Genomic DNA, 16,115 nt, shown 5'->3' on the forward strand with positions numbered 1-16,115 from the left:
GGAGAAGAAACAAACTGTAACTAGGATAAACTTGAGAAGCGAACGTATTTTTGCTAAAATAATGCAAAGAGAGAGGAGTGCAGGAGATGCCAAAAGGTCACGGCAAGACAGTTGCCCAGAATAAGAAAGCATATCATGATTATTTCATTGAAGAGACATACGAGGCCGGCATGGTGCTCCAAGGCACGGAGATCAAGTCCATCCGCGCGGGCAAGGTGAACCTGAAGGATGCCTACGCGCGCGTGCAAAACGGCGAGGTGTGGATTTTCGGGATGCACGTCAGTCCCTACGAGCAGGGAAACCGCTTCAACCACGATCCGCTCCGGACACGGAAGCTGCTCTTGCATGCGAAGGAAATTTCCAAGCTCATCGGCTATCTGAAGGAGACAGGCTATACGCTTGTACCGCTGAAGCTATACTTAAAGAACGGCTTTGCAAAAATGGAGCTTGGCGTGGCGAAGGGTAAGAAGAACTACGATAAGCGCGAGGATCTCAAGAAGAAGGAAGCAAAGCGTGAAATCGAGCGTGCGTTCCGCGACCGCCAAAAGCAGTAAAAACTTACAGTTGTATTACTGTATCTCTATGCTATAATAAGAAATGTAATCGCAAGTTGCACTTTGAAAAACAGCTTGATTAAGCTATCACCATATTCCCGTAAAGGGTCTTCTTATAATGGGGACGTTACGGATTCGACAGGGGTAGTTCGAGCTTAAGTTGCGAGTCGAGGGGATCGGCCTCGTTAAAACGTCAACGCCTATAACTGGCAACCAAAAATTAGCTTTAGCTGCTTAATTAAAGTAGCTGCTCCTCCCTCCGTTGTCTGTGCGGTAGGGTAAGGGGCCCACTCTTAGCAGACTACGCCGGCGTCCACCGTCTGAGGACAAAGGAAGAGAACAACCAGACTAGCCGCCCGGGCGCCTGTCGATAGGCAGATGGGTCGGCGAAACGCGAATATGTCGACTACACTCGTAGAAGCTTAAGTGCCGATATTTCTGGACGCGGGTTCGACTCCCGCCGTCTCCACCAAATACATATTTGGTGGTTTTTTATTTTATACGATTAACCATGATGTGGCCTTTCGGCTATGTTATGGTTTTTTTGCTTTCACGGCTAGGGAGCCTGTATGCCAACCTGGCTCCCCTGTCGTATAATAGACATAGGGAGTCAGCCTCTTTTCTGTACGACGACAGAACTCAGGGAGGCACTCTTTTTGTGCGGAAACTGGGTTCAGGTGAACCATGCATGGATAGAATCGGGAGGCGGCTGTATGCTGGATTGGGAAGAAAAGAAGCGGTTGACTGAAATCGCTCATTTGTATTATCTGGAGGATTGTACGCAGGAGCAGATCTCACAGAAGGTTGGGGTGTCCAGAAGCCTCATTTCCAAGCTGCTGCAAAAGGCGAGAGATCTGGGCTTGGTGGAGATTTATATTAAGGATGAAGATTTCCGCATTGTCCAGCTGGAGTATCAGCTGGAGCAAAAGTACGGCCTGCAGGATGTGGTTGTGGTGGCTGCGTCCGGCATGACCTCGGAGGCGAAGAAGAGGGAAATTGGACGGGCCGGCGGCTACTACCTTTCGAAGAATCTGAAGGGGGCAGCCAGCATTGGGATTTCCTGGGGTTCTACGTTACTGGAGCTGGTCAAGGAGTATCCGGTGGAGCAGAGGGGAGAGGTAAAAGTCATCCCTCTCGTAGGTGGGCTTGGCACGCACTACGTGGAAATCCATGCAAACCAGCTGGCGTATGAGCTGGCAAAGAAGATGAACAGCAGCTGCTCTTACCTGTATGCGCCGGCCATTGTGGAATCAAAGGAGCGGCGGGACAGGCTCGTTGCGATGAAGGATATTTACTCCGTGCTCGAAGAGGGAGAAGACGTGGATGTGGCGCTGATCAGTGTGGGGAATCCCTATCATGAGCAGTCGACCCTGAAGGTATTGGAATACATACAAGACAAGGATCTGGAGCAGCTCCGCGAGCAGGGGGCAGTCGCTGACATTGCTTCCCGCTTCGTCGACCGGTCCGGGAATGAAGTGAACCATCCCGTGAATGACAGGGTAATCGGTTTGCCGTTGGAGAAGCTGAAGAGAATTAAAAAAGTCATTGGTGTCGTGGATGGGACGCATAAGCTGGAAGGTGTATTGGCTGCCCTGCAGGGAGGCTACATAGACGCGCTGATCATAGATGACCAAACAGCCCTGACGCTGACAAACGAAGGGTAAACAAATAGTCCGTGCCCCTTGTCGAAGGAGCACGGACTATCTGTTTGGCAGCTTATTTTACACTGCCTGCAAGCTCGAACTGGTTGATGCTTGTATTTTCCCACATCCATTGGTGAAACTGGGGATATGCTTTGCGGTACTGTTCTGCATACAGCTGGTATCTTTCGTGATTTTCCTGATTCGGCTCCACGACCTGCTGCTTAAACCGCACCATGTTGGCGACAGCTGCTTCAATGCTTGGATATGCCCCTGCAGCCACGCTGGCCAAAATGGCGGATCCAAGGCAGGCAACTTGATTGTCTTCTGGAACGTGGATGGTGATGTTGCTTACATCTGCATGGATTTGTAAGAAGAGCGGACTGTTTGTGGCGCCTCCTGCTGCATATACCTCTTGAGCCGCAATGCCGTTGCTTCTGAAGTTTCTGATATTGTAGTCCGTTCCATAGGCAATTCCTTCAATGATGGCACGGTAGATATGCTCCCGGCTGTGCTTGAGGGACAGCCCTGAAATGAGTCCTCTTACATTCGGGTCTACATGAGGAGAGCGGTTTCCTTGCCAGTAATCCAGCACAATGAGCCCTTCGGAGCCCGGTGGAATTTTGGCGGCTTCCTCATTCAATAAATCGTATACGTTTACATTTTTCTGTTGTGCAATATACTCCAGGTCCTTGCAGAAGTTTGTGCGGAACCATTTGATGGTGGACCCGGAAGAGGATTGGCCGGCTTCGACCAGCTGTAAGCCCGGCATGACCGCATTCGGGAATGCGCCCATAATTTCCTTGGCATGAATTCGTTTGTCTGTCAGGCTGTAGATGTTATGGGATGAACCGGTAATGAGAGCCACTTTTCCCTTATGCACAACGCCAAGTCCAATCATGCCATTCAGCGCATCCACACCGCCCCGTCCTACAGGAGTTCCGGCGCACAAGCCGAGCTCATCTGCCGCTGCCTGTGTAAGAGGGCCCACAAGCTTTCCTAAGCTGCAGATATCAGCAGGGAGCTTTTCGAATACATCACCCAATCCGACGTCTTCATAAAATCCTCTTGGAAATCCGCCTTCTTCTTCATTGTAATACCATCTATAGGTGGTTGTGCTGATGCTTCCTGTATGTCTGCCGGTCAGCTTATACGTATACCAGTCAGAGAAATCCAAGATTTTGTCTGCCTCTTCATACAGCGCAGGCTCATTCCGTTTCAGCCACAGTACCTTGCAGGGCATCCATTCCGGGGAAACCTTGCCATAGCCGTTATATTTTAACGCGTCATGCCCAGAGCGGGAAATGAGCTCTGCTTCTTCATGGGCGCGCAAATCCATCCACATCAGAGCGGGGCGTAAAGGTGTTCCGTCCTCTTTGCATAACACCATAGTTGGGCAGGTAGTGTCCAGGCTTAAGCCGATAATTTGCTCTTTTGCAACGCCAGCCTGCTTCATGGCTTGCTGTACACTATTGACCAAAGCCGACCACCATTCAGCCGGGTCCTGCTCTGCCCAGCCTGTGTGAGGATGATAGGTTTTGTAGCCTGTGATCCCCATGCCCGCTTGCTGTCCATATAAATCATATATGCCTACCCTTACACCTTCTGTGCCACCATCAATTCCAATCACGAACTCTTTTGGCATATATACAATCTCCCCTTTCTTTTAAATAAATTATATAGTTTTACAAAATCATATGGCTATAAAAATTTTAAAACTTCTGACTATATAAATGCTGGTATTTATAAAAAAGAGGACATCAGCAGCCCATATGTGCGGGTCTAAAAGGAATAATGTGCTGTGAGTCCTCCTATCAAGAGAGCATTACGTTTTCTATTGTTTATACGTGAACGATGGACTTCACAGCGGCAGGCGCCTCGGCCATGCTTTGCTGCTGCAGGGAGCGCAGCTTCCAAATGGTGGATTCCTGCTCCTGTTCAATGTCATCAAAGGTAATGATTTCGCCTTTTTTCACCGGGCGTTTCATGACAACATTGGAATCGACCAGACCGATTGGCAATGCCTTTGCGCGGGAAGCATCTGCCTGGGACAGGAGTCTGCCGTACACTGTGTAGCCGCCGATGCCATCAAGCCGGAAGCCAGGCTCCAGGTCAACCTTAGCAACGGCGACCGTTTCAGCCTGCAGGCCTTTCCATGGAGCGATTGTGGCCGCGTTATGGAAGTAGGCGCGTGCCACAGAAAGAGGTGTTTCCAGGCTTGTTAAGTGATAAGGGCGGTACAATACGTAATTTGGACCGGAGCCCATTTTCAGATAGTTCATTTCATGGTGGACTTCGGGTTTATCAGAAGAAACAATGGCAAATACGCCTGGCGCTACTCCGTTGACAAAGTCCACAACCTTCTTGTTGTTGAGAATGCCGCCATGCTCCTTCAGTTGGAACAGTTCGGGAAGCTCGTGAACCGTTGCAGAAGGGCCATGCATGCCTGCGACATCCGGAAGAAATCCTGTGGCATTTGCAACCGCATTCATTTCCACCATGGTTTTCGTCCCGTCCTGGAAGGAGGCGATCATTTTCGGGCTGGCACCCTTTGCCTTCGCCTCTTCAGCTGCGGAGGTAGGGTTTGCTGCATAGTTCAATGTGTTGTTCTTTCCTTTTCCAAGGGCCACAATTTCAAAGCCGATGGCATCCGCAAAATCGTACAACTCCATGATGGCGCCTGGCTCATCACCGGCAGAGCCTGTATACACGACTCCGCTTGCGTCTGCCATTCTCTTCAGCAGCGGGCCTACTGTTACATCAGCCTCCACATTCAGCATGACGATATGCTTCTTGTTCAAGATGGTCTTCCAAGCAATTTCCGCACCGATATTCGGGATTCCCGTCGCATCTACAACGACATCCACATTCGGGAGACTGACGACCAAGTCAGTGGAAGTAGTCCCGACTACCTTTCCTTGCTCGATGGCTTTCTCTGCTTGTTCCAGCTCATTCGTCAGCAGAATGGACGATGCGGGAATGCCCGCTCGCAGATAGGCTTGCTGAATGACTTCCGGATACAGGTCGGCAGTTGCAACAACGCGCATCCCTTTCATGCTTTCAATCTGGGAAATCATTCCTCTCCCCATTTGGCCGCAGCCGATTAAGCCAACGCGGATGTTACTGCCCAACTTCTCCAATTCTCTTAGCTTGTAATTAAGTCCAAGCATACAATGAACCTCCCCAAGTTATGTTTTGTAAAGCGTTACCCCTGAAAAAAATGTGTTGTAGAAGCGATTTTAACAAAATTTACTTGTTGTTACTTTTGTCAAGATTATAGATTGTGAGAGTTTGGATTGTCAATATATAATTTTCCAGCTGCTTTGGGCTGGAAGCGGGAGACGTGCCTGGAAACAAAAATAAAAGCCGCATTCAGTGATCATACGATCATTGAATGCGGCTTTTATTTCATCAGCGCGGAAGCGGTTGGCTCGTCTAGAATGAGCACATCAATGTAAGATCCCCGTAAAGCGGCGGCTAAGCTTTCTGCCTTGTGTACTCCTTCTACAACTGCAATGACCTGCTTAATTTGCTTTAAGTACGCAAGCGGCAAGCCGATGGTCCGATCGTTTAAGGGATGGTCGACGGGATTCCCTGACTTGTCAAAGAAACGGGATGCGATGTCGCCAATGATGCCGAGGCTGCGAAACCCATCCAAGTCATGCGCCTGCAAATAGCCCAAGTCTCTCAATGTCGAACCCATATATGGATTCCCTATACTGATCAGGGCCGTGTCCACATGCTTTCCCTCCTCCAGAACCATTTGAATTTCCGGCGCCTCAAGCAGGTAGTCCTTCAGCTCTTCTGTTTCTACGATAGCCGGAGCATATAAGTAGGAGCTTGTTCCATTCATTTTCTTTGCCAGCTCATGGGCCAATTGATTTGCATGCAGTTCAACATGCTGTGTGCCGATCCCTCCAACAAGAGGGACTACATTGATGCCCTTCCTTTGTTCAAATGGATATTCCTTTACAACTTCCCATAAGGTCCGCCCCCACGAAATACCGAGCTGCCGGATGTCCCCAAAGTGCTTGGAGAGATAATAGGCCCCGGCCTGTCCAACAGCCTTTCTGCTCATTTCAGGATTCAGCCCGTGGGTGGATACCACTACCACATCTGTCAGGGAGTATGTATCTTTAATGAACTGCTCCAGTTCTGCAGCATGTCGGCTTTCATCTCTTATATACACATCGACAATTCCGCTGTCTCTCGCCTTCTGCAGCAATCTGCAAATAAAGGGACGTGATACACCAAGCTTCTTTGCTATTTTTCCCTGCGTCCAGCCCTCCAGGTAATACAGGTTGGCGATCCGCACCAGTTGACGCTTTTCCTCTGAGCCTAACATGATTTTCCCCTCTTTATAGCTATGGATAATTATATTGTACCAAGAAATGGATTTTGAAAATAGAAAATCCTTGCTCTTATCGTATTGCAAGGCAGCCGGGAAAGCAATTTTTTTGAGAGGACAATCTCTTACTCTTATGCTTTCTTCAGCCACAGCTCCAGTAATTACAAGAGGATTTTTATATTTTTTTAATTTTTGAAAAAGCGTTGACAATTGATGGACAAAAAAATTATAATTTTATCAAAATTAACCCATTGTAAAAAATGTTAACGCGATAGTGGCCACTAGAAAATATGTACGTTTATGCAGCTGTTTAAGTAGTCCACTATTTTTGGTCATTGCAATTGTAAGCGCTTCATAGGGGGTTCACTAAAGGGGGAATGCGAATTCAATATAAGCAAGCTTTGAAGGGACAGGAGAACGCAGAGAGGCTCCTGCAGCTTTGGTCCATGCAGCAAGAAGGGGAGCAGTACAAAGGGGAAAAATAACAATAAAATACAAGGGGTTGTATTATGAAAACAAATCGTTTGAAGACTTCCGTCATATCTGCTGTAACAATCAGCATGCTCTCAGTATCTTTATATGGGTGCAGCGTGGGCCAATCAGCCAAGACTGAGGCTACTGCCGAAAAAGGCGGAGCAGCTTCCAATATTTCATCCAAGATCAAGCAGCCGTTATGGTATAAAGCTCCTGCTGATAAGACACTGGAGCTCGCCAAGATTGATGACCTGACAAACACGGTGGTAAGTGACGGCGAGCATGGCGAGAAGGGTGTCCTTGCCAAGGATATTGCGGTGACTGATGAGCAGGCTGCGAAGATTAAAGCAGGAAACTTCAAGGTTGCCATTTCCATGGGCTGGCTGGGCGATGACTGGGCATCACAGCAGCTGATCGGCTTGAAGGAGCAATTTGAGAAGCTGGGCATTAAGGTAATCGCGGAAACGAACGCAAACTGGGATGATGCGAAGCAAATTTCCGATCTTGAAGCGATTGCGGGCATGAAGCCGGATCTGCTGGTAAGTATTCCGTTGAACGGAAAGACGACAGCCAATGCTTATAAGAAGATTGCCAGCGCCGGAACAAAGGTTGTATTCATTGACCAGGCAGCTGAAGGTATGCAGGCTGGAAAAGACTATGCGTCCACGATTTCTTCCGATAACCTGGCGCTCGGCATGTACCTGGCGGATGAGCTGGCCCAAGCTGTTGGTGGCAAAGGCGAGGTCGGCGCGCTGTATTATGCGAATGATTTCTATGTAACGAATTTACGTTACGAAGGCTTTGTGGCACGTTTGATGACGAAGTATCCGGATGTGAAGCTGGTTGCAGTGGAAGGCTTCGATAACCCGAACAAAGGCCAAGATGTAGCATCCGCCATGTTTGCCAAGAATCCAAATCTGAAGGGTCTGTACGGCAGCTGGAGTATACCGGCAATGGGAGCTGTAACAGCAGCGAAGGTATCTGGACTGCCTTCCAAAAATTTCAAGATTGTAAACGAGAACTTTGACCAAATCGTTGCCCTAAACATGGCGCAAAACGGCTATATTGCCGGCATCTCTTCACAGCGTCCATATGACCAAGGTACAACAGAAGCGAAGGTCGGCGCGTTGGCTCTCATTGGCGCACAAACTCCTCCGTATGTAGTAGTGCCGCCTTTGAAGGTTGTCCGTGATAATTTGGCAGAATCCTATAAGACAATCTACCGTATTAACCTGCCGGCTGAAATGCAAAAAGAGCTTGATAAGAAGTAAATGGCATGTGGCAGTATCCCATAAGTGAGGTGAATGAAGCAATGGCCGAAGAAAATGTTCTGGAGCTGGAAAACATTGAAAAGTCGTTCAACGGCATTCCTGTACTGAAAAAAGCCCATTTTTCATTAAGGAAAGGCGAGGTTCATGCACTCATGGGGGGAAACGGCGCCGGTAAATCAACTTTGATGAAAATCCTTACAGGTGTATACACCAAGGATGGCGGTACCATCAAAGTTGATGGAAAGCCCGTTGAATTTCAGCGGCCTCAAGATGCGGACCGGCAAAGAATTTCTATTATATTTCAGGAATTCAGCTTGGTGCCTACATTAAGTGTCGCGGAAAATATTTTTCTGAACCGTGAGCCAAAAGCCTTTGGTCCTGTGTTTATTAATAATAAAGAGAGCATCCGCAGAGCGAAAGAGATTCTGGCGGATTTGGAAGTGGATATTGATCCAACGGCAAAGGTGGAAACATTAAGCGTCGGCTATTGGCAAATGATTGAGATTGCCAAAGCTTTATCCAAGGATGCACGCATCCTCGTCATGGATGAGCCCACTGCTTCTCTGTCGGAAAGCGAAACACGTTCCCTGTTCAAGCTTGTGGAGCGGTTAAAGAATAATGGCATCTCCATCATCTATATCTCGCACCGCATGGAAGAAATCTTCGCTATATGCGACCGGGTAACGGTGCTGAAGGATGGAAAGACCGTTTTAACAGAAGCGTGCAAGGACGTATCCATGGAGCAATTGGTGGAATGCATGCTCGGGGCGGATATAGGAAAATCCTTCGCATGGCAGGAACGGCACTATAAGCTGCCGGAGGAACCGTTGCTCAAGGTGCAAAATCTCTCTTTTGGCTCCAGGCTGAAAAATATTAACTTTGAAGTCTATCCAGGGGAAATTGTTGGCTTGGCTGGTCTGATGGGAAGCGGCCGGACAGAGGCTGCGGAAGTCATTTTCGGGATCCGGAAGCATCAGGGCGGCGAAGTGTTTGTGAATGGGAAGAAGATTAAAAATGTAAAAGACGCCATTTCCCAAGGGGTTGCTTTGGTGCCTGAGAACAGAAGAAGACAAGGGCTGGTCCTTGACCATTCTGTCCGCGACAATATGATGATGACCAACCTGGCCGCGTTCACCAAGCGTTTGTTCATTAATGACGCTGCCGGCACAAGCATGGTAAACAAGTTTGTGGCACAGCTGGACATTAAAACGGATGGTCCGGGAAAGATTGTAAAACTTCTTTCAGGAGGAAACCAGCAAAAGATTGTGTTGGCCAAGTGGCTGGCACGCAATCCGAGCCTGCTCATCCTAGATGAGCCTACCATAGGTGTGGATATTGGAGCGAAGTCTGAGATTATTGAAAATATCCGGGCTTTGGCAGATCAGGGAATCGCGGTTCTTGTGATCTCCTCGGAGCTGCCTGAGCTGCTTGCCATCAGTGACCGTTTGCTGGTGCTGCATGACGGAAAAATTACGAAACAGATACAAAGGTGCGATATTGAATCGGAGGAGGTTCTGCATCATGCAATCCAAGGCTATTAAACAGCAACGGCCCCTGGCTTTTCCAAGCAAGATCGGGTGGCAGGATTACGTCGTATACATTTTCTTTGCTATCGTACTTGTATTTTTCAGCGCAGTGATTGGGGACAGCGGTTTTCTGACGCTGACAAACATGTTTAACATCGTGCGTGCTACCGCCATGATTGCCATTATGGCAATAGCCATGACGTTTGTCATTTCATCCGGCGAGCTGGATCTCTCAGTCGGATCCACAACAGCCCTTTCGGCACTGGTTTCAGCGCTTGTCATGAAAGCCGGCTATTCCATGTTCGCCGGCGTGGCCGCAGGCCTAATCAGCGGCTTGGTGGTGGGCAGCATCAATGGCTTCTTTGTTACCGTCATTGGCATTCCTTCCTTCCTAGTGACGCTGGGCATGATGCAGTTCATTCGGGGATTTGACATGTGGATCACATTAACAGATCCTGTCCCTGTTACAAATGAGACCTTTAACAATATTTTTGGCTCAGGCAATCTGGGCACAATTCCTTCCCTGCTCGTATGGGCGGTGCTGGTGACAGCTGTCGGCCATGTTACACTGAAGTACACTCCGTTTGGCAGACAGGTGCTCTCCACCGGCGGAAACCGCATGGCGGCAGAATATTCTGGTATTAATACGAAGAAAGTGAAATTTATCACCTTCCTGCTATCTGGACTTGCTGCCTCGACTGCTGGTATGCTGTACACAGGCATGATGCAGACTGCCCGCTTCAACTTTGGAACAGGCGCTGAGCTGCTCGCCATTGCAGCTGTTATCCTGGGGGGAACCAGCATGTTCGGCGGCAAAGGCACCATTATTGGGACACTGGTCGGAGCCCTGTTAATCGGCATGATCAACAACGGCCTCATCATCATGGGCTTGGATGTAAGCCAGCAGATGATGGTGGCGGGTGCCATTATCATTCTGGCCGTATCCTTTGGAAAGAAACCAACTATCTAAGTACAGGAGATGATTTGTTATGCCAGAAATCTACGATCACAATGGGAACCCTGTCAAGCATGGCCGGGCCCGGGTAAATGGTATCCGCATGCACTACGTTATGGCAGGACAGGGAGAGCCGCTCTTGCTGCTTCACGGTACGCCGAAAACACACTTCTATTGGCATAAGCTGATTCCGCTCTTGACGGAGCATTTCACTGTTGTGGCTCCTGACCTGCGCGGATTTGGCGATACAGACCGTCCTCCTGTTGAGGAAGGCTATGATTCTCTGACGAATGCCACGGATATGGCGGAACTGATGACATTCCTTGGTCATGATCAATTCCACGTCCACGGCGAAGACCGCGGCGCAGAATTTGCGTATGTATTGGCTGCGCAGTATCCAGAACGGGTGAAAACACTTTGCTTTGCGGAAATGCTGCTGTCAGGCCTGGGGCTGGAGGAGTGGAGTTACTTCAAGCCGGAAATTCTGCAATCACGCTTTGAAGAAAAAGGAGTTTGGCTCTGGCACATTCCATTCTTCTGGATGCCTCACGTGCCTGAGATGCTGATCCAAGGGCGCGAAAGAGAGTTCTGGGAGTGGTGGATGAGAGCAGAGACTTGGAATCCGAATGCGCTTACGAAGGAGTGCATTGATGAGTGGACTGCCAGAATGGTGGAGCCAGGCGGCTTGAGAGGAATCCTGGAAACGTATAGAGCAGGCATGAAGAATGCGTCCATTAACCATGAACTGATGAAAAAGAAAATCAATTTGCCAATCGTCACAATCGGCGCACCTGAATTTATCGGCGTTCTGGTAAAAGGACAGATGGAACTGGTGGCAGAATCGGTTGAACGTTCAGAAATTTTTGAAGAGTGCGGCCATAGCATTGCGTTGGAGGCAGAAGACCGCTTGGCGAATCTATTAAAAGAGTTTATGCTAAACAGATAGATTGTAAGGTGTATTTGAATCAGGGGCTGCTTCAAGCGTGAAGGCGTTTTTTGAAGCACCCCTGTTTTTTCAAAAAGTCAAATCCCCAAAAACAAAAGACTTCCGCAAGGCTCCCGGAACCATCAGATAACCATTGCATGGTGCACATGTATATAGACGACAAGCCGTTTTCTCCCGCGCACTTTACGCAAAGAACATGCATGCAAATCATTCCAATACGTAATATAGAAAAAACCATATATTTTTTGTAAGCGGTTTAAAGGAATTTTGAGGTGTGTGTAGAATTAAAAAATTAAGAAAAAGAACCAGTCCGTGCATTGGGTGCATTCTTTCCAAGAAAGGACTGGTTTATGCTGAAAGCAGAATGCGTATATCTCTGCCGGCTGCGGAGAAGATATGTAAGAAACAACCTGCGCAGCTGCTATTTTACAGATGAGTTCAACACACCTATGCAGAAGGAGAGAGTATGATGAAGAGTTCAGAGCTGGAGTCCAGTTTTTACTGTATACACTGCGATACAGAGCAGCCGCATGTCATTGTGTATATTAATGATAAAATCAGAAGCATTGAATGTGAAAACTGCCACCACATTGTGGAGTTCAAGATAGATATTATGAAAGAATTCTACAAAGAGGTGTATAATAAAATCTCTCGAAAGCCAAGCAAGATTACACAGGAATATAAGCAAGACTTGAACCATTTCCTCACCTCCATTCCGTTGCGCGTTGTAAGCAAGCCGTTTCGTTTCATCCGCTATCTGGAGGAAACTCATAAGGTCATTAAGCGGTACAAAAAAGAAGGATAACAACCGTTTTTTGTTATATATGGAATTCTTTCAGGGAGCTCTTCTCCAGTACAGGAGGAGGGCTTTTCGTGTTTTTAAAAAAATAGTCCCCCAAAATGAAGGAGGCTTCTGCCTGCAGTGATCAGGCGGGACGGGCAACAGAATCCGTTTGGGGAAAAATTACCGATTTAATCTTTTAGCTCTTGACTAAATAGTGAAAAAATTCTATGATTTTCACAAAGGTAACCATGAGTTACAACTGTTAAAGGGGGAGCGAGAAATGTTGAGTACTCTTACATTGCCAGCTCAAATTACAGAGGAAAAGCTGAAAGGCCTGTATAAAGAAATGTGGCTGATCCGGTATTTTGATGAGAAGGTGGATCAGTTTTTTGCGAAGGGATTAATTCATGGAACAACACACCTCTGCGTCGGGCAGGAAGCATCGGCGGCCGGATCCATCGCAGTGCTTCAGCGCAAGGATAAAATCGTGAGCACGCACCGCGGCCATGGCCATTGCATCTCCAAAGAAGGCGATGTAAACAAAATGATGGCCGAATTGTTTGGAAGAGTGACGGGCTACTGCAAAGGGAAAGGCGGCTCTATGCACATTGCTGATGTGGAGAAGGGCAACCTCGGCGCCAATGGAATTGTTGGCGGCGGCATCCCGCTTGCTGTGGGGGCTGCACTGACCTCCAAAATGAAAAACCAAGGATACGTGGTGCTCTGTTTCTTTGGAGACGGTGCATCCAACGAAGGAAGCTTCCATGAGTCTTTAAATCTGGCGGCGATTTGGAATCTGCCGGTTGTGTTTATTTGCGAGAACAACCAATACGGCATGTCCGGTTCTGTGAAGGACATGACGCGGGTGGAGCATATCGCAGACCGCGCAAGTGCTTACGGCATGCCTGGAACAGTCATTGATGGCAATGACATGATTGAAATTATGAATACGGTGAACAGTGCGGTGGAGCAGGCGCGCCAAGGAAACGGCCCGTCTCTGATCGAGATGAAGACATATCGCTGGAAGGGCCACTCCAAGAGTGATGCCAAGAAGTACCGTACACGTGAAGAAGAGGAAGCGTGGAAGCAAAGAGACGGCATTAAGCGCTTTAAGGAAACGTTGATTGAAGCCAATATTTTGACGGAAGAAGCTGCCAAGCAATTGCAGCAGGAAGCGAAGGAAGAAATTGAGGCAGCCGTGAAGTTTGCGGAGAACAGCCCGGAACCATCCATCGACACCTTATTGGAAGATATATACGCCTAATATTCAGGAGGGATTCAAATGAGAGTCATTACGTACTTAGAGGCTGTCAGAGAAGCAATGAGTCAGGAGATGCGCCAGAATGAAGATGTGTTTATTCTTGGCGAGGACATTGGGGTATATGGCGGTGCATTCGGTGTCACACGCGGCATGATCGAAGAATTCGGTCCTGAGCGTGTCCGCAACACGCCGATTTCGGAAGCGGCCATTGCCGGCGGCGCTGTCGGGGCGGCGTTGACAGGGATGCGGCCGATTCTGGAGCTGCAATTCTCTGACTTTATCACAATCGCAATGGACCAGCTGGTCAACCAGGCAGCGAAAACACGCTATATGTTCGGCGGCAAAGGAAAGGTGCCGATGGTGGTCAGAACACCGGCCGGCTCCGGAACAGGGGCGGCGGCACAACACTCGCAAAGCTTGGAGGCCTGGATGGCCCATATCCCTGGATTAAAGGTTGTCCAGCCATCGACCGCTTACGATGCGAAGGGCTTGCTGAAGGCTGCGATGGACGATGACAATCCGGTTATCTTCTATGAGCACAAGCTGCTGTACCGGACACAGTGCCATGTGCCTGAAGAGCAGTATTCCATTCCATTGGGGAAAGCGGATGTGAAGCGGGAAGGAAAAGACGTAACGATCGTCGCGACGGCCATCATGGTGCATAAGGCATTGGAAGCGGCGGCAGAGCTAGAGAAGGAAGGTGTTGATGTGGAGATTATTGATCCTCGCACGCTTGTTCCTTTAGATGAGGAAACCATTATTGAGTCTGTAAAGAAAACAGGCCGTCTTATTGTGGTGCATGAGGCTGTCAAACGCGGCGGCTTTGGCGGTGAGATTGCCAGCATGATTGCCGAGAGTGAAGCGTTTGATTACTTAGACGCTCCGATTAAGCGCTTGGGTGGATTGGCAGTGCCGGTTCCTTATAACCCAACGCTTGAGAAGGCGGTTATTCCTCAGGTTCCTGATATTATCGAGGCTGTAAGAGAAACGGTTCGGTTTAAATAAGGGGGAAGAATCATGGCAAAAGAAATATTCATGCCGAAGCTGAGCAGCACAATGGAAATCGGCACACTCCTGCAATGGTATAAGCAAGAAGGCGATTCTGTTGAGATGGGAGAACCGTTATTCGAGATTTTAACAGATAAAATCAATATTGAAGTGGAAGCCTATGATGATGGTATTCTCTTAAAAAAGTATTTTGATGTGGATGATCAAGTTCCTGTGAATCACATTATCGGTTATATCGGCGAGGCGGGGGAACAAGTGCCCCCAGAGCCGCCGGGCGTCGCTGGCGGAAGCGAGGAAGCGGTGCAGGAAGTAGTCGAAGAAAAGGTGGCCGTGCCGCAAGCGGCGGCTGCAATCAGCACAGGTGAGAAGCCGCGTGCCACCCCTGCCGCAAGAAGAGAGGCAAAGGTAAGACAGGTGGAGCTGACATCCGTACCGGGAAGCGGTCCGAACGGCAGAGTTCATTTGAAGGATGTAGCGTCATACACAGCAGCAGCGCGAGTGACCCCTCTTGCCGGCAAGATTGCGCAGCAGGAAATGATTGATGTGTCAGCGCTTACGGGCAGCGGGGTGAACGGCAAGGTGCTGAAGCAGGATGTGCTGGCTGCGGTGCAAGAAAAAGCACAGCCGGCCGCAAGTCCGGCAGCCCCAGCGGTGAAGCGCAAGAAGCTGGCCGGCATGCGGAAGATCATTTCTGAGCGCATGTCCCAAAGCGCCTTCACAGCGCCGCATGTGACACTCACAAGCGACATTGACATGACAAAGGTGAAGGAGCTGCGCACACAGCTGCTGCCGGTCATCGAAAAGCAGACGGGGCTCCGCCTCTCTTATACAGAAGTCATTATGAAGGCAGTGGGAACCGTATTGTCAAGATTCCCGGCCTTGAATGCCTCATTTGTGGGCGATGAAATCATCTACAATGAAAGTGTTCATATCGGTCTGGCGGTAGCCGTGCCGGATGGCCTGGTCGTTCCGGTCATTCAAGATGTAACACAAAAGGGCTTGGCAGAGCTGACGATGGCGGCAAAGGACGTCGGCAAACGCGCAAGAGAACAAAAGCTGCTGCCGAACCAGTTAAAAGGCTCCACATTTACCATCAGCAACCTGGGCATGTACGCTGTTGACGCATTCACTCCAATCATTAACCAGCCGGAAATTGCGATTCTCGGTGTAGGAAGAATGACGGATAAACCGGTTGTAATCAAGGGATCTGTTGAAGTCCGTCCGATGATGGCAGTCAGCCTGTCCTTCGACCATCGTGTGGTGGACGGTGCGCCTGCCGCAGAGTTCCTGACAGAACTTAAGCGTGTGCTGGAACATCCGTATGAGCTGTTAGTATAAGGGGTGACGA

13 protein-coding genes and 1 other RNA gene are annotated in these 16,115 nt (G+C 49.0%); 11 read left to right on the forward strand and 3 right to left on the reverse strand.

The features are described 5' to 3' along the window. Window positions 1-86 precede the first annotated feature (86 nt). From smpB to NK662_RS19230, 3 genes are all read left to right on the forward strand, one after another. Window positions 87-554: an SsrA-binding protein SmpB gene (gene smpB / locus NK662_RS19220; protein WP_254760576.1), complete on the forward strand. Its 468-nt coding sequence runs from the start codon at window positions 87-89 to the stop codon at window positions 552-554. 120 nt (window positions 555-674) lie between these two features. Beyond that, window positions 675-1,026, forward strand: a transfer-messenger RNA (tmRNA) gene (ssrA, locus tag NK662_RS19225). A gap of 241 nt (window positions 1,027-1,267) precedes the next feature. Continuing rightward, complete coding sequence (locus NK662_RS19230) at window positions 1,268-2,218, forward strand: sugar-binding transcriptional regulator (protein WP_254760577.1); 951 nt, start codon at window positions 1,268-1,270, stop codon at window positions 2,216-2,218. A 52-nt stretch (window positions 2,219-2,270) separates the two neighbouring features. On the opposite strand, the gene NK662_RS19235 is transcribed toward NK662_RS19230, so the two are convergent. From NK662_RS19235 to NK662_RS19245, 3 genes are all read right to left on the reverse strand, one after another. Beyond that, window positions 2,271-3,839 carry an FGGY-family carbohydrate kinase gene (locus tag NK662_RS19235; RefSeq protein WP_254760578.1) on the reverse strand — a complete coding sequence of 523 codons (1,569 nt, stop codon included), beginning with the start codon at window positions 3,837-3,839 and terminating at the stop codon, window positions 2,271-2,273. A gap of 196 nt (window positions 3,840-4,035) precedes the next feature. Then, window positions 4,036-5,364: an NAD(P)H-dependent oxidoreductase gene (locus NK662_RS19240; RefSeq protein ID WP_254760579.1), complete on the reverse strand. Its 1,329-nt coding sequence runs from the start codon at window positions 5,362-5,364 to the stop codon at window positions 4,036-4,038. A 233-nt stretch (window positions 5,365-5,597) separates the two neighbouring features. Beyond that, complete coding sequence (locus NK662_RS19245; RefSeq protein WP_254760580.1) at window positions 5,598-6,539, reverse strand: sugar-binding transcriptional regulator; 942 nt, start codon at window positions 6,537-6,539, stop codon at window positions 5,598-5,600. A 512-nt stretch (window positions 6,540-7,051) separates the two neighbouring features. Here NK662_RS19245 and NK662_RS19250 point away from each other — a divergent pair. From NK662_RS19250 to NK662_RS19285, 8 genes are all read left to right on the forward strand, one after another. After that, on the forward strand, window positions 7,052-8,287 hold the full coding sequence (locus NK662_RS19250; RefSeq protein WP_254760581.1) for a substrate-binding domain-containing protein: 1,236 nt from the start codon (window positions 7,052-7,054) through the stop codon (window positions 8,285-8,287). 41 nt (window positions 8,288-8,328) lie between these two features. Further along, on the forward strand, window positions 8,329-9,828 hold the full coding sequence (locus tag NK662_RS19255; protein ID WP_254760582.1) for a sugar ABC transporter ATP-binding protein: 1,500 nt from the start codon (window positions 8,329-8,331) through the stop codon (window positions 9,826-9,828). Further along, window positions 9,809-10,783 (forward strand): ABC transporter permease, encoded by a 975-nt coding sequence (locus NK662_RS19260; protein WP_254760583.1) that lies wholly within the window; start codon window positions 9,809-9,811, stop codon window positions 10,781-10,783. The genes NK662_RS19255 and NK662_RS19260 overlap by 20 nt, the downstream gene beginning before the upstream one ends. Before the next feature lie 19 nt (window positions 10,784-10,802). After that, on the forward strand, window positions 10,803-11,714 hold the full coding sequence (locus NK662_RS19265) for an alpha/beta hydrolase (RefSeq protein ID WP_254760584.1): 912 nt from the start codon (window positions 10,803-10,805) through the stop codon (window positions 11,712-11,714). Between the two features lie 466 nt (window positions 11,715-12,180). Beyond that, a complete protein-coding gene (locus NK662_RS19270) occupies window positions 12,181-12,519 on the forward strand; it encodes a bh protein (RefSeq protein ID WP_254760585.1) in 339 nt (112 codons plus the stop codon). Between the two features lie 259 nt (window positions 12,520-12,778). Further along, window positions 12,779-13,762 carry a pyruvate dehydrogenase (acetyl-transferring) E1 component subunit alpha gene (gene pdhA, locus NK662_RS19275; protein ID WP_254760586.1) on the forward strand — a complete coding sequence of 328 codons (984 nt, stop codon included), beginning with the start codon at window positions 12,779-12,781 and terminating at the stop codon, window positions 13,760-13,762. Window positions 13,763-13,780: 18 nt separating this feature from the next. Then, entirely contained in the window at window positions 13,781-14,764 is a 984-nt protein-coding gene (locus tag NK662_RS19280) for an alpha-ketoacid dehydrogenase subunit beta (RefSeq protein WP_254760587.1), read from the forward strand. Window positions 14,765-14,776: 12 nt separating this feature from the next. Beyond that, window positions 14,777-16,105 carry a dihydrolipoamide acetyltransferase family protein gene (locus NK662_RS19285; RefSeq protein ID WP_254760588.1) on the forward strand — a complete coding sequence of 443 codons (1,329 nt, stop codon included), beginning with the start codon at window positions 14,777-14,779 and terminating at the stop codon, window positions 16,103-16,105. The last annotated feature ends 10 nt before the right edge of the window (window positions 16,106-16,115 follow it).

Origin of the sequence: Ectobacillus ponti (genome assembly GCF_024294785.1) — a bacterium.
GTDB classification, from domain to species: Bacteria; Bacillota; Bacilli; order Bacillales; family Bacillaceae_G; genus Ectobacillus; species Ectobacillus ponti.

Excerpts from the sequence above, each read along its gene's own strand:
- smpB (WP_254760576.1), top strand. The coding sequence starts at position 87 with ATGCCAAAAGGTCACGGCAAGACAGTTGCCCAGAATAAGAAAGCATAT.
- NK662_RS19230 (WP_254760577.1), top strand. The coding sequence starts at position 1,268 with ATGCTGGATTGGGAAGAAAAGAAGCGGTTGACTGAAATCGCTCATTTG.
- NK662_RS19235 (WP_254760578.1), bottom strand. The coding sequence starts at position 3,839 with ATGCCAAAAGAGTTCGTGATTGGAATTGATGGTGGCACAGAAGGTGTA.
- NK662_RS19240 (WP_254760579.1), bottom strand. The coding sequence starts at position 5,364 with ATGCTTGGACTTAATTACAAGCTAAGAGAATTGGAGAAGTTGGGCAGT.
- NK662_RS19245 (WP_254760580.1), bottom strand. The coding sequence starts at position 6,539 with ATGTTAGGCTCAGAGGAAAAGCGTCAACTGGTGCGGATCGCCAACCTG.
- NK662_RS19250 (WP_254760581.1), top strand. The coding sequence starts at position 7,052 with ATGAAAACAAATCGTTTGAAGACTTCCGTCATATCTGCTGTAACAATC.
- NK662_RS19255 (WP_254760582.1), top strand. The coding sequence starts at position 8,329 with ATGGCCGAAGAAAATGTTCTGGAGCTGGAAAACATTGAAAAGTCGTTC.
- NK662_RS19260 (WP_254760583.1), top strand. The coding sequence starts at position 9,809 with ATGCAATCCAAGGCTATTAAACAGCAACGGCCCCTGGCTTTTCCAAGC.
- NK662_RS19265 (WP_254760584.1), top strand. The coding sequence starts at position 10,803 with ATGCCAGAAATCTACGATCACAATGGGAACCCTGTCAAGCATGGCCGG.
- NK662_RS19270 (WP_254760585.1), top strand. The coding sequence starts at position 12,181 with ATGATGAAGAGTTCAGAGCTGGAGTCCAGTTTTTACTGTATACACTGC.
- pdhA (WP_254760586.1), top strand. The coding sequence starts at position 12,779 with ATGTTGAGTACTCTTACATTGCCAGCTCAAATTACAGAGGAAAAGCTG.
- NK662_RS19280 (WP_254760587.1), top strand. The coding sequence starts at position 13,781 with ATGAGAGTCATTACGTACTTAGAGGCTGTCAGAGAAGCAATGAGTCAG.
- NK662_RS19285 (WP_254760588.1), top strand. The coding sequence starts at position 14,777 with ATGGCAAAAGAAATATTCATGCCGAAGCTGAGCAGCACAATGGAAATC.